Below are 12,268 nucleotides of genomic sequence, written 5' to 3'. Positions count from 1 at the left end.
CGCCCGCCCCGCCTCGACAGGCCCGGCTGAACGCAGCCGGGCCTGTCGGCGAATCAGGGGTGTCGGATCGGGGTCGAGCTTCCTAGGCTGGGGTCACGCGACGACGTCGTCGCCGGAACCGGGGAGGGGACGCATGACGGTCCACTACGAACTGCCCACCACGACCGATTTCCAGGCACTGGCGGGTGAGCACCATCCGGCGATCACGATCTACGCGTCGACCTCACCCGTCGTGAGCGAACGCGAGCGCGCCGAGGTCGCCGTGCGGAGCCTCTTCGACGAGGCGTTCGAGCGCGTGCGCGCCGCGGGCGCCGAAGCATCCGAGCTCGACGCCCTCAGGGTCGAGCGTGAGGCCGTGCTCGCCGACAAGGGCATCTGGAGCGGCCTCGCCCGTTCGCTCGCGATCTTCGTCGCGCCGGGATTCAACGACGTCTACGTGCTGCCCAACCGCCTCGACGACGCCGTGCACGTCGGCTCGCACTTCACGCTCGGGCAGCTGCTGCGCGCGCCCAGCCAGGACCAGGAGGCCTTCGCCGTCCTGCTCTCCTCGAACGAATGGACGCTCTGGCACGCCGAGCCCACCGCCCGCGCCGAGCAGATGCCGCTCGACCCCGGCCTGCCGAAGAACCTCGAGGAGGCCGCGAACCGCGAGCCGGGCGACACGGGTCGCCGGGGCGGAGCCGGCGGCCACGGCGACCGCGGCATGAGCGAGGAGGACCGTCGGCCCGCGAACCTCGACATCTACGCCAAGCGCATCGCCGACGCCGTCCGGCACGAGCTCCAGTCGCACGATCCCGACGACCGCGTCCCGCTCTTCGTGTTCGCCGCCGAGCCGCTGATCAGCTCGTTCCTCGAGCGGGCGCGCAACGGGCGCCGCATCGTGCCGGTGCAGGGCGCCTCCGACCGGCTCGGGGCCGCCGATATCGACGAGGAGCTCCGCCGGCAGCTCGCCAAGCTCAACGTCGACGAGGCGAAGGCCGCGCTGCAGCGGCTGGCCGACGGCAGCGCCGGCCGCGTCGAGCGCGACATCGCCGCCATCGGCCGCCTTGCCGCCGAGGGCGCGGTCGAGACGCTCTGGTTCGACTTCACCACCTCGGTCAACGGCACGCTCGATCCCGAGTCGGGCGCGATCGAGTTCGCGACCGAGAACGGCAACGGCGAGGCGCTGCACGACGGCACCCATGCGGGCGACCTGCTGCCGCAGCTCGCGATGCTCGTGATCTCGAAGGGCGGCAAGGTCGTCACCGTCCGCAGCGATGACCTCGACGCGTCGGAGTGGTCGGGCCCGGCGATCGCCGAGCTGCGGTTCGCGCTGACGTAGACGGAGGGGTCGGGCCGACGGGCCCGCTCAGGCGACGGGCCCGCTCAGGCCGCGACGGCCGCGGGCGGGCCCCCGAACGAGGTGGCGACGGCGTGGAGCGCCGTGCGCGCGACATCCGATACCGCCCGCGCCGTCGAGCGCGACATCGCCCGAACCCGCTCGGGCCAGGCGATCCGCTCGCCCCGCGGGTCGGGACGCGACGCCCGCGCGCTCGAGCCGAATGACCCGCTCGCCTCGAGCACCGGCACCACGACGGCCGGCTGGCATTCGAGCCGCACCTCGACCTCGCGCGTGCGCGAGTCCTCGATGATCGCCTCGAAGGTCACCCGCGCCGAGCGCGTGCGGCCGCGTCGCCGCGGCGGCGTGCCCCGCACGCCGAGCGTCAGGCGTTCCGGGAGTGCGCTGCCGGGCAGCGTCGGTCCCGCCGGGACGAACTCCACCCTCCAGAGCTCGCTCGGGCAGACCGCGACACCCGACAGGTGGATGACGCGGACGCCACCGGTCGTGATCGCGACGGCCATGAGGTCGTCGGCGTGCACATGCGCGTGATCGGTCTGGTGGTGCATGGTCGCGACGCTACGGATGTCAAGGCCCGACGACCTCAGTGCTGACGCTGATTTCCGCGCCTAGGCTGGCCGGATGCGATTCGGATACTTCGTCCCCCAGGGATGGCGCCACGACCTCGTCGGCATCGAGCCGGCCGACCACTGGGCGACCATGCACGGCCTCGCCGCGCACGCCGATCGCGAGGGCTCGCCGTGGGAGTCGATCTGGGTCTACGACCACTTCCACACGGTGCCGGTCGCGAGCGAGACCGAGTCCACGCACGAGGCGTGGTCGCTGATGTCGGCCTACGCGGCGTCGACCTCGCGCGTGCGCCTGGGCCAGATGTGCACGTGCATGGCGTACCGCAACCCCGCGTACCTCGCGAAGGTCGCCGCGACCGTCGACGTGATCTCCGGCGGTCGCCTCGAGATGGGCATCGGCGCCGGATGGTACGAGCACGAGTGGCGCGCGTACGGCTACGGGTTCCCCGACGCACCCGAGCGGCTCCGCATGCTGCGCGAGGGCGTCGAGATCATGCACCAGGCGTGGACGACGGGGCGCGCGACCCTCGACGGCGAGTTCTACGAAGTCGACGGAGCGCTCGTGCAGCCGCAGCCGCTCCAGCCCGGTGGCATCCCGATGTGGGTCGCCGGCGGCGGCGAGAAGGTCACGCTGAGGATCGCGGCGAAGTACGCCGCGTACACCAACTTCTACGGCAGCCCCGACGAGTTCAGCCACAAGAGCGACGTGCTGCGCGGGCACACCGACCGGCTCGGCCGCGACTTCGCCTCGATCGTGCGGAGCGCCAACTTCAACACGGTCATCGGCACGTCCGAGGCGGATGTCGCGGCGCGACTCGAGCGCCTCGAGGCGCGGGTCGCGCCCTACCTCGGCGCGGGTGCGACGCGGCGGTTCATGCACGACTACCGATCGGAGTCGGCGATCGCGGTCGGCACGGTCGAGCAGGTCACGGAGCGGCTGCTCGACATGAAGCGGCGCGGACTCGGCTACGCGATCCACTACTTCCCCGAGCTCGCGTACGACCGCAGCGGCCTCGAGCTCTACGAGCGCGAGGTCATCCCGGCGCTGCGCTGACGGCGCGCCGGCGCGCCCTCAGCGCCCGTTCGTCGAGTCCCGTGTTCGTGCGGGTGCACCCGCACGAACACGGGATTCGCGGAGGGGTGGGTCGTGCGCGGGGGCAGGCTCTCGCGTCGAGTCCCGGGTGTGTGCGGGTATACCCGCGAGAACTCGGGATTCGCGGTGGAGTGGGTGCGCGCGTAGTGCGGTGCGCGCCTTGAATTCTCGTCGAGTCCCGCGTTGGTGCGGGTGCACCCGCACGAAGGCGGGACTCGCGCCAGGTGAAGGGGTCGGCGCCGGTACGCGGATGCCGCGGCTCAGGCCGCGGCGCCGTCCTCCTGCTGCGCGACCTCGTCGAGCTTCGCGCCGAGCTCGGCGTCGGTGGGCTCGGTGAAGTGCGTGCCGTCGGGGAAGACGACGACGGGGATGTTGGTGCGCCCCGAGATCGCCTTCGCACGGTCGGCGCCCTCGACGACGACCTCGAGGTCGACGTACTCGTAGTCGACGCCGCGGCGGTCGAGCAGTGCCTTCGAGCGGCGGCAGTCGCCGCACCAGGCGGCGCCGTACATCGTGATGCGGGCAGGGGCGAGGTCGGGGGAGGTCATATCGATAACCTACGTGGGTATCCTGTGCGGCATTCCCAGACGGGGTTGCCGGCGGTCCAGGGTCGCGCCCGCCCGCCGCTCGGTGAGCGACCACGCGGCGCCGGCCCGCGACCCGATCAGGCCTGCGCCGCCGCCCGGTCGAGCGAGGGCAGCTCGACGCCGACGAGCCGCGCGAACGCGCTGAGCTGCGCGACGCCCTGCGGCGTGCGCGGCAGTGCATCGAGCAGGCCGGGGGAGTAGACGAGGAATGCCGCGACTTTCGCGCGGGAGATCGCGACGTTGAGCCGGTTCTTCAGCAGGAGGAACTCGACGCCGCGCGGCGCGGCCGCGGCCGACGAGGCCGCGAGCGACACGATCGCGACGGCCGCCTCCTGCCCCTGGAACTTGTCGACCGTGCCGACCGGAACATCGCGGTAGCCGGCCCGATCGAGTTCGGCGCGCACCAGCGTGAGCTGGGCGTTGTACGGCGTGACGACGATGACATCGGACTGCGCGAGCGGGCGGGGCTCGGCGCGCGTCGGCCCGTCGGGCCCGTCGGCCGTGTCGGCGTACGCCCGCCCGAGCACCGAGCCGACGAGGCGAACGACCTCGAGCGCCTCCTCGAGGGACTCGGTGGTGTTGCCCTCGTGCTCGATCGGCACCGGCGTGAGTCCGGGCTCGACGCCGTCGATGCCGCGGAGCGCCGCGCACGCGTGCGACTCGAGCTCGCCCTCGTACGAGAGCCGTGAGACGGGTGCGGCGAGCGCGGGATGCATGCGACGGCTCTCGGCGAGGAAGTAGCCGAGTTCGGCCGGCAGCACGTCGTGCCCGTCGGCGATCCAGCCGAGGGCGGACATGTCGACCGGCTCGGGATGGGTGCCCTGGCTGACCTGCGGAAGCTGCTGCGGGTCGCCGAGCAGCAGCAGGCGTCGGGCGGCGACCGAGGCGGCGATGGTCGACGCGAGCGAGAACTGGCCGGCCTCGTCGACGACGAGCAGGTCGAGCGCGCGCCGGCCGACGCGACCGGCGTTGGCGAAGTCCCACGCCGTGCCGCCATACACGAACCCGGTCGCCTGATGCGCGGCGAGGAACGTGGACGCGCCGTCCTTCTCGATCGCGGTCCACCCGCGCTCGGTCGTGTCGTCGCGGTCCTTCGGTGCCTTCGCGATGAGCCGTGGGTCGAGGCCGGCGGCGACGACCGCGTCGAGCAGGTGCTCGACGACCGCGTGCGATTGGGCGACGACACCGACTTTCCAGCCGTGGTGGCCGACGAGGCGCGCGATCACGCGCGAGGCGACGTAGGTCTTGCCGGTGCCGGGCGGCCCCTGCACGGCGAGGTAGGAGTCGTCGAGGTCGCCGAGCGAGCGCACGACGGCGCCGACGTACTCGTGGTCGGGCAGCGGTGCGAGCGAACCCGAGCGCGTGCGCGGCGGGATGCGACGCAGCAGGTCGACCGCGGCATCCTTCGGCCACCGGGGGTGGTGCTCGACGATCGGGCGCGCCCACTCGGCGATGGCATCCTTCTGGCGACCGGCGGGCGGAGGATTGCCCGGCACGAGCGCGGCCGGCAGTTGGCGCCAGGTCTCGCCGGCGACGGAACGTTCGGCGATGAGCACGCCGTGGGCGGTCGTCTCGAGCACGGTGGCACGCGTGGAGGCGCGGGAGCCCGGCCGACGGACGTCGGAGGGGAACGGTGCGGGCCACTCGTACAGCAGGTACAGGTCGGCGCCCGGGCTGAACCGCGACCCCGGCGCGACGCGGCCGCGCAGCAGCAGCTCTCTGCGATCCTGTTGCTGGCGGCCCTCGCGGTACCAGTCCTGCGTCACGACGGTGCGCGAGGGGTCGACCACGAGCACGTCGCGGTGGTCCTCCCACGCCTCGAGCGGCTGCTCGACGCGGAAGAAATGGCCCCACCAGAAGGTCTTCATCTCGCGGTCGTGGTAGTCGATCGCGGCGGCCGCCAGGGCGAGCGCCGTGCGGTCGGCGTCGTCGCGTCGCTCGTCGGCGGGGCCGGCCAGCCGGTCGAGCTCGACGGCGAGCGGGCTCGCGGCGTAGTGCTTGCCGGTCGGCTCGGCCAGCAGCAGTGCGGGCACCGGCGCGACGCCGTGGCGGCGGGCGAGCCCGAGCAGCCAGTCGCGCAGGCGCAGCGTGGAGACGCAGTCGTACTCGTTGTACTCGGCGAGGTCGTCGAGCACGTGCTGCGCGGCGGCCGCGCCCGAGAGCCCCGTGGCCTGATCGAGCCCGCCGGTCGCGAGCAGCTCGCGGGCCCGGACGTACTCGAGGATCGAGTCGCCGCCCGACTTCACGTCGGCCTCGCGCAGCCGGTCGCCCATGTACAGCGGCTCGAGCTTCTTGATCGAGTAGGAGCGGCTCCCGACCCGCACCGCGCGCTTCACGATGGGGTACAGGTCGACCAGCACCCCGTCGGCGAGCAGCTGGTCGACCTCGGCCTCGCCGACGCCGTGACGCGCGGCGATCGAGGTGAGATGGGTGCGCTCGTAGCTCGCGTAGTGGTAGATGTGCAGGTTCGGATGCCGCTCGCGCCGCTCCTTCACGAACGCGAGGAACGCCAGCAGCGCCTCGCGCTCCTCGGCGAAGCTGTGCGCCCAGATCGGCGTGAAGCGCTCGTCGACGTCGATCATCCCGAACAGGTAGTCGAGGCCCCAGTCGGTGGCCGCGCCCTCGGTGTAGAGCGGGTCGCCCTCGAAGTCGAAGAACAGGTCGCCCGCGTCGGGCTCGGGGATCGCGGCGAGCGCGCCCGGCTCGCGAACCTCGACGGGCGGCGGCAGCGGTGGGTCGTCGGGCGCACGCGTGCCCGACGCCGCGGCCTCGAGTTCGGCCGCCTCGGCCGCCAGCTGCAGCCGCGCCTGCACGCGCAGGCCCTCGAGCGTCGCGTCGAGCACCCCGTCGACCGGGCCGGACGACCGGGCGAGCTCGTCGATCGTGGTGATGCCGGCGTCGTGGAAGTGCGCACGCTGCGTGATGCGCAGGCCGGCGACGAGCAGCAGGTCGCGGTGCGACTGCACCTCGAGGTCGCAGGTCGGGCACCGGCCGTCGAGCGTGTACCGCGGATCGCCCCACTCGACCGGGCCGCCTGCCGCGACGCGTTCGTCGACGAGCTGCCGGAGCCGGTCGCGGCGGAGCAGGTAGACCGGCTCGATGTCGTCGAGCCGGTGCGAGCTCGTGGTGCCGTCGCCGAGCAGCAGCTCGACCGTGTCGGCGCGCGGGATGCCGAGCCGGTCGAGCTGCGTCGCGTAGGCCGCGAGCTGCAGCAGCGCCGTCACGCGGGCGCGGCGGGCGAGCTTCGAGTCCTGCACGAGGTAGCGGCCGTCGGGCTGCCGCACGATGAAGTCGGCGAACCCGACGAACCCGTCGTCGACGAACGTGGCCTGGAACACCACGGGCGCCGCCGACGCGAACGCTTCGCGCGTGGCCGCGACCGCCGCGGCGAGCTGCTCGGGGTCGCGCAGGTCGGGCCGGTCGATCTCGACGACGCCGTCGCCGAACTCGTCGCGGTAGCGCTCGAGCACCCGCACCTCGTGCGCGTCGCCGAGTCGCCCGGCGCGCTCGAGCATGGGATCGGCCACGGGCTCGAACAGCGTGTCGCGCCCGAGCTTCACGTCGAGCTCGCGCAGGAACGCGAACTCGCAGTCGGAGGCCTTCTTCAGGTCGCTCGCGCTCGTGACCACGGAGCCGTCCACCAGGTACATCGGGCTCCTTCCGCCGGCGTCGTCGAGATCACGCTAGCCGCGACATCCGACATCGATGCCCGCCACCCGGCCCGACGGCGGCTCAGCGCGTGAGCACGACCTTGCCGATGCTCCGACCGGATGCCACGAGCGCGTGCGCCTCGCGCAGGCCCCCCGCGTCGATCCCCGCGATCTCGCGCGTGAGCGTCGAGTGCAGCCGTCCGTCCTCGAACAGGGCGGATGCCGCGTCGAGCAAGTCGTGCTGGCCGATCATGTCAGGGGTTTCGAAGACGCCACGCGTGAACATCGACTCCCAGAGCCACGCGATGCTCTTCTGCTTGAGCACGCGCACGTCCATGTCGGGGTCCTCGTCGATCGCGACGATCGATCCGAACGGCCGCAGCAGGTCGGCGTAGACCGGCAGCCGGCCTCCCGTCGAGGGCGTGAACACGCGGTCGATCCCCTCGGGGGCGACGGCCCGAACGGATGCCGCGAGGTCGCCGTGGTGGTCGATGACGTGCTGCGCGCCCATCCGGCGCACCCACGCCTGCGACTCGGGACGCGACGCGGTGCCGATCACCGTCACGCCCGTGAGCGTCGTCGCGAGCTGGGTGAGGATCGAGCCGACCCCGCCGGCCGCGGCGACCGCGAGCAGCGTGCCCTCGCTGTCGGCGGTGAGCCGGAACCGCTCGAACAGCGACTCCCACGCGGTGATCGTGGCGAGCGGCATCGCGGCGGCCTCGGCCATCGAGAGGTTCGCGGGCTTGCGCCCCACGATCCGCTCGTCGACCGCGTGGTACTCGGCGTTCGTGCCCTGCCGGTTGATCACGCCGGCGTGGTACACCTCGTCGCGGGGCGCGAACATCGTGACCTCCGGGCCGACCGCGACCACGGTGCCGGCGGCGTCGTAGCCCAGCACTACAGGTGGCGCATCGGCGGCGCGACGCATCCGGGTCTTCACGTCGACCGGGTTCACCGAGACCGCGGCGACCTCGACGAGTACGTCGCGAGGCCGGAGCTCGGGCAGCGGCAGCTCGACATCGACGAGTGCGCGCTCGTCGTCGAGGGGGACGGTCCCGGTCGCGGCGACTGCGCGCATGGTCTTCGACAGCAGGCTCATGGTGTCCCCAACCGTCTCACGCCACCCGTTGTTCCGCGACCGCCCGCGGCGTAGCCTGTCGCGCATGATCGGCTGGGACGAGGTGCGCGAGCTCGCGCTCGGCATGCCCGACGCGACCGAGGCGGTGAGTTACGGCTCGCCGCACTGGCGGGTTCGGAACCGCGGGTTCGTGTGGGAGCGGCCGCTGCGCCGCGCCGACCTCGAGTTCCTGGGCCTCGACGATCAGCCGTGGCCGGTGCTCGGCGCGCGCGTCGAGGACGAGGCGGTGAAGTTCGCGCTCGCCGAGGACGACCCGGCGGTGTTCTTCACCACGCCGCATTTCGACGGCTGGTCGGCGATCCTCGTCAGGCTCGACACCATCACGCGCCGCCGCCTCGAGGAGGTCGTCGCCGACGCCTGGCTCGCGGTCGCGCCGAAGCGGCTCGCGCAGCAGTACCTCGCGCGGTTCGGCGACTGAGGCACGCGGGCGCTGAGCCGCGGAGGCACGATCAGGTCGAGCGGAAGTCGCGGCTCACACGCCCACGCCGAGCCCGCCGCGCGGCAGCCCGAGCATGCCCTCGACGGCGTGCCCGATCCGCGATCCGCGGTCGGCGGCGTCCTCCCAGCGCACGAGCGCGTGCGCGTTCAGTCCGTCGATCATGCCGAGCATCTGCCAGGCGACGGATGCCGCGTCATCCGTCTCGAACTCGCCGGCGTCGATGCCGGCCTCGATGATGCCCTGCACGAAGGTGCGCCAGCCGTCCATCTCGGTGCGGACGGCTTCGGCGAGCGCCTCGTTGCGGCGGCCGAGCGCCCACGACTCGACCCAGATCACGGTGACGTCGTCGCGAGTGCCGTCGAGCAGCGTCTCGAGGAGGCGAGCGAGTCGTTCGCGCGGCGTCGGCAGCGCGGCGACCAGGTCGTCGACCTCCGCGAGCTCGGCGGCCACGATCGTGGCGAAGGTGCTCGCGACGAGGGCGTCCATGTTCGGCTGGTAGTGGGCGACGAGGGCGGGGGCGACGCCGACGCGGGCCGCGATGGAGCGGAGGGTCACGGCGGCGAGGCCGTGCTCGAGCGCGACCTGCCGTGCGGCATCCGCGATCTCGGCGGACCGTTCGGCCGGGCTCTTGCGTGACGCTCGCGTGCGGGTGGGTGTTGACATCGTGCCGCCAGTCTATGTAGCCTCTCTCACTATTGATCATACGATCAATAAGAATTCATCGGCGAACGACGAGGTTTCCGAATCATGAGCACCCACACCCCCGCGAGCCCTTCCGCCGCGCCCCCCGACCCCCGACTCACGCGAAACAGCCCTATCGCGGGGCCCGGCGGGGCCGATTCGCGTGAGTCGGTTCAGGCGCATGCAGCCGCCCGCCTCCATGACCCCGTCTCCGACCGCGTCGGCCACATCGAGACGCACGGCATCGAGGTCATCCCCGACGGCGACCGCCACGGCCGCCCGTCGAGCCTCTTCTGGGTATGGATGTCGGCGAACGTCGTCTACCTCTACTTCGTGCTCGGCGGCGTGCTCGTGCTCCTCGGCCTCTCCATCTGGGAGGCGCTCGCGATCACCGTGATCGGCAACCTCTGGTGGGCCGCCGTGGGCTGGCTCGCGATCAGCGGCCCCGCCGCGGGCGCGCCGAGCGTCACCATCATGCGCGCCATGTTCGGCGTGCGCGGCAACACCGTCTTCGGGGCGGGCCTCGGCGTCGCCATCGGCCTGTTCTACGAGATCATCAACATCGCCGTCGCGACGCTCGCCGCGAACGCGCTGCTCGCCCTGCTCGGCATCGACCTGGGCCCGGCGGGCGGATGGATCGTGCTCGTCGTGATCGCCGTGATCAGCTTCGTCTTCGGCGTGTACGGGCACGCGACGATCCTCGCGCTGTCGCCCTACTTCTCGGCCGCGCTCGCGATCGCCTTCATCGTGCTCGCCGTCTACGTGCTCGGCGCGGCCGACTTCTCGTACGAGCCCGCACCGCTGCCCGAGGGCGAGCGGTGGGCGATGCTGCTGCTCGGCTACGCGATCATCGCGTCGGGTCCGCTCTCATGGGGCACCGGCGCCGACTACGCCCGGTACCTGCCGGCGGATGTCTCGAAGAAGCAGGTCGCCTGGTGGACCGCGCTCGGCGGGTTCATCCCGGCCGTCCTCATCGGCTCGCTCGGCGTGATCGCCGGGACGGCGATCGACATGACCGACCCGCAGCTGACGATCGGCGAGATCGTGCCCTCGTGGTTCACCCCGATCTTCCTCGCGATCGTCGTGCTCGGCAGCATCACGAACAACTCGCTCGTGGCGTACTCGACCGGCTTCTACGCGCAGGGGCTCGGCGTGCGGGTCTCGCGCGCGGGCACGGTCGTGATCACCGGCATCCTCGCGACCCTCGCCGCCGGCTGGTTCGTGTACGTCGCTCCGAGCTTCCTCGACACGCTGAACGCGTCGCTCGAGCTCAGCGTCACCGTGCTCGGCCCGCTCGTCGCCGTGTACGCCGTCGACATCCTGCTGCGCCGCAACCGCTACGACGGTCGCGCGCTCGCCGACCTGCGACCGGGCGCGCCGTTCTGGTACACGCGCGGATGGTTCCTGCCGGGCACCATCGCGATGGTCGTCGCCACCACGGTCGCCGTGCTCATGGCCAACACGACGCTCTACGTCGGGCCCATCGCGGCCGCGCTCGGCGGCGCCGACCTCTCCGCCATCGTCGGGCCCGTGCTCGGCGGCGCGCTGTACGCGATCCTCTGGCTGACCACCAACCCGTACCGTGATCCGGCGAACCGGCCGGGCGCTTCATCCGCCCGCCCCGAGGCATCCGCTGACCGGGCTGCCAATATCGAGACGGCGGATGCCGCGGCATCCGCCCGCACCCGGGAGGACCCCGCATGACCTGGCGCATGCCCGCAGAGACCGCACCGCACGAGCGCACCTGGATGGCGTTCCCGCGCGAGGGGATCACCCTCGGCGCCGAGGCCGCCGAGCGCGAGGAGGGGTACGCGGCCTGGACCGCGGTCGCCCACGCCGTCGCCGAGTTCGAGCCCGTGACGATGGTCGTCGACCCGACCGAGCTGGCGCGTGCGCGCCGCATGCTCTCGTCCGACGTCGAGATCGTCGAAGCCCCGCTCGACGAGTTCTGGATGCGCGACTTCGGCCCCACGTTCGTGCTCGACGACGAGCGGCCGGGCGTCCTCGGCGCGGTCGACTGGATCTTCAACGGCTGGGGCGCGCCCGAGTGGGCCGAGTGGAAGGTCTCGGCACAGATCGCCCGGTTCGCGGCCGAGCACGTCGGCGCCGAGCTCGTGAGCTCCGTGCTCGTGAACGAGGGCGGCGGCATCCACGTCGACGGCGAGGGCACGGTGCTGCTGACCGAGACCGTGCAACTCGACCCGCGCCGCAACCCCTACGCCGATCGCGCCCGCGTCGAGGCCGAACTGGCCCGCACCATCGGCGCGACGAAGGCGATCTGGCTGCCGCGCGGCCTCACGCGCGACTACGACTCGTTCGGCACGAACGGGCACGTCGACATCGTCGCGACCATCCCGTCGCCGGGTCGCGTGCTGCTGCACCACCAGGCCGACCCGGCGCATCCCGACTTCGAGGTGTCGCGCGAGCTGCGCTCACTGCTCGAGGGGCAGACGGATGCCGCGGGCCGCCCGCTCGAGATCCTCGACCTGCCCGCCCCCGCGACGCTGCACGACGACGAGGGGTTCGTCGACTGGAGCTACGTGAACCACCTCGTCGTGAACGACGGCGTCGTCGCGTGCGGGTTCGGGGAGCCGGCGGCCGACGCGCGTGCCGCGGAGATCCTCGCCGACGCGTACCCCGGGCGTCGGGTCGTGACCGTCGACTCGCGCGCGATCTTCGCGCGCGGCGGCGGCATCCACTGCATCACGCAGCAGCAGCCCGCGCTGCCGGCCGCGGAGGTCGCCCGATGAGCGCCGCACCCGACCGCCACCC

10 protein-coding genes are annotated in these 12,268 nt (G+C 72.5%); 5 read left to right on the top strand and 5 right to left on the bottom strand.

The window, feature by feature from the left end:
- The first annotated feature begins 133 nt into the window (after nt 1-133).
- Nucleotides 134-1,321, top strand: a complete 1,188-nt coding sequence (locus AC3RKB_RS02970) for a baeRF3 domain-containing protein (protein WP_491434489.1) — start codon at nt 134-136, stop codon at nt 1,319-1,321.
- Between the two features lie 44 nt (nt 1,322-1,365).
- Here the strand turns inward: AC3RKB_RS02970 and AC3RKB_RS02965 are convergent, their stop codons facing one another.
- The gene (locus AC3RKB_RS02965) at nt 1,366-1,887 is read right to left on the bottom strand and encodes a hypothetical protein (protein ID WP_491434488.1); all 522 of its coding nucleotides are present in this window, start codon (nt 1,885-1,887) and stop codon (nt 1,366-1,368) included.
- Nucleotides 1,888-1,960: 73 nt separating this feature from the next.
- Between AC3RKB_RS02965 and AC3RKB_RS02960 the strand changes: the two genes are divergently transcribed.
- Complete coding sequence (locus AC3RKB_RS02960) at nt 1,961-2,962, top strand: LLM class F420-dependent oxidoreductase (protein WP_491434487.1); 1,002 nt, start codon at nt 1,961-1,963, stop codon at nt 2,960-2,962.
- Nucleotides 2,963-3,261: 299 nt separating this feature from the next.
- On the opposite strand, the gene AC3RKB_RS02955 is transcribed toward AC3RKB_RS02960, so the two are convergent.
- From AC3RKB_RS02955 to AC3RKB_RS02945, 3 genes are all read right to left on the bottom strand, one after another.
- Nucleotides 3,262-3,549, bottom strand: a complete 288-nt coding sequence (locus AC3RKB_RS02955; protein ID WP_491434486.1) for a glutaredoxin family protein — start codon at nt 3,547-3,549, stop codon at nt 3,262-3,264.
- Nucleotides 3,550-3,665: 116 nt separating this feature from the next.
- Nucleotides 3,666-7,238, bottom strand: coding sequence for a TM0106 family RecB-like putative nuclease (locus tag AC3RKB_RS02950; protein ID WP_491434485.1), 3,573 nt, complete (start codon nt 7,236-7,238; stop codon nt 3,666-3,668).
- A gap of 82 nt (nt 7,239-7,320) precedes the next feature.
- Nucleotides 7,321-8,337: a zinc-binding alcohol dehydrogenase family protein gene (locus AC3RKB_RS02945; protein WP_491434484.1), complete on the bottom strand. Its 1,017-nt coding sequence runs from the start codon at nt 8,335-8,337 to the stop codon at nt 7,321-7,323.
- 64 nt (nt 8,338-8,401) lie between these two features.
- Between AC3RKB_RS02945 and AC3RKB_RS02940 the strand changes: the two genes are divergently transcribed.
- A complete protein-coding gene (locus tag AC3RKB_RS02940; RefSeq protein ID WP_491434483.1) occupies nt 8,402-8,794 on the top strand; it encodes an MmcQ/YjbR family DNA-binding protein in 393 nt (130 codons plus the stop codon).
- A 54-nt stretch (nt 8,795-8,848) separates the two neighbouring features.
- Here AC3RKB_RS02940 and AC3RKB_RS02935 read toward each other — a convergent pair whose 3' ends face one another.
- Nucleotides 8,849-9,478, bottom strand: coding sequence for a TetR/AcrR family transcriptional regulator (locus AC3RKB_RS02935; protein ID WP_491434482.1), 630 nt, complete (start codon nt 9,476-9,478; stop codon nt 8,849-8,851).
- A gap of 84 nt (nt 9,479-9,562) precedes the next feature.
- On the opposite strand from AC3RKB_RS02935, the gene AC3RKB_RS02930 reads away from it, so the two are divergent.
- Both AC3RKB_RS02930 and AC3RKB_RS02925 read left to right on the top strand, forming a co-directional pair.
- Complete coding sequence (locus tag AC3RKB_RS02930; RefSeq protein WP_491434481.1) at nt 9,563-11,200, top strand: purine-cytosine permease family protein; 1,638 nt, start codon at nt 9,563-9,565, stop codon at nt 11,198-11,200.
- Nucleotides 11,197-12,246 carry an agmatine deiminase family protein gene (locus AC3RKB_RS02925; protein ID WP_491434480.1) on the top strand — a complete coding sequence of 350 codons (1,050 nt, stop codon included), beginning with the start codon at nt 11,197-11,199 and terminating at the stop codon, nt 12,244-12,246. The genes AC3RKB_RS02930 and AC3RKB_RS02925 overlap by 4 nt, the downstream gene beginning before the upstream one ends.
- Nucleotides 12,247-12,268: the final 22 nt, after the last annotated feature.

The sequence above is a fragment of the Agromyces capsici genome (genome assembly GCF_058349965.1).
This window is presented reverse-complemented; position numbering and strand designations above follow the sequence as displayed.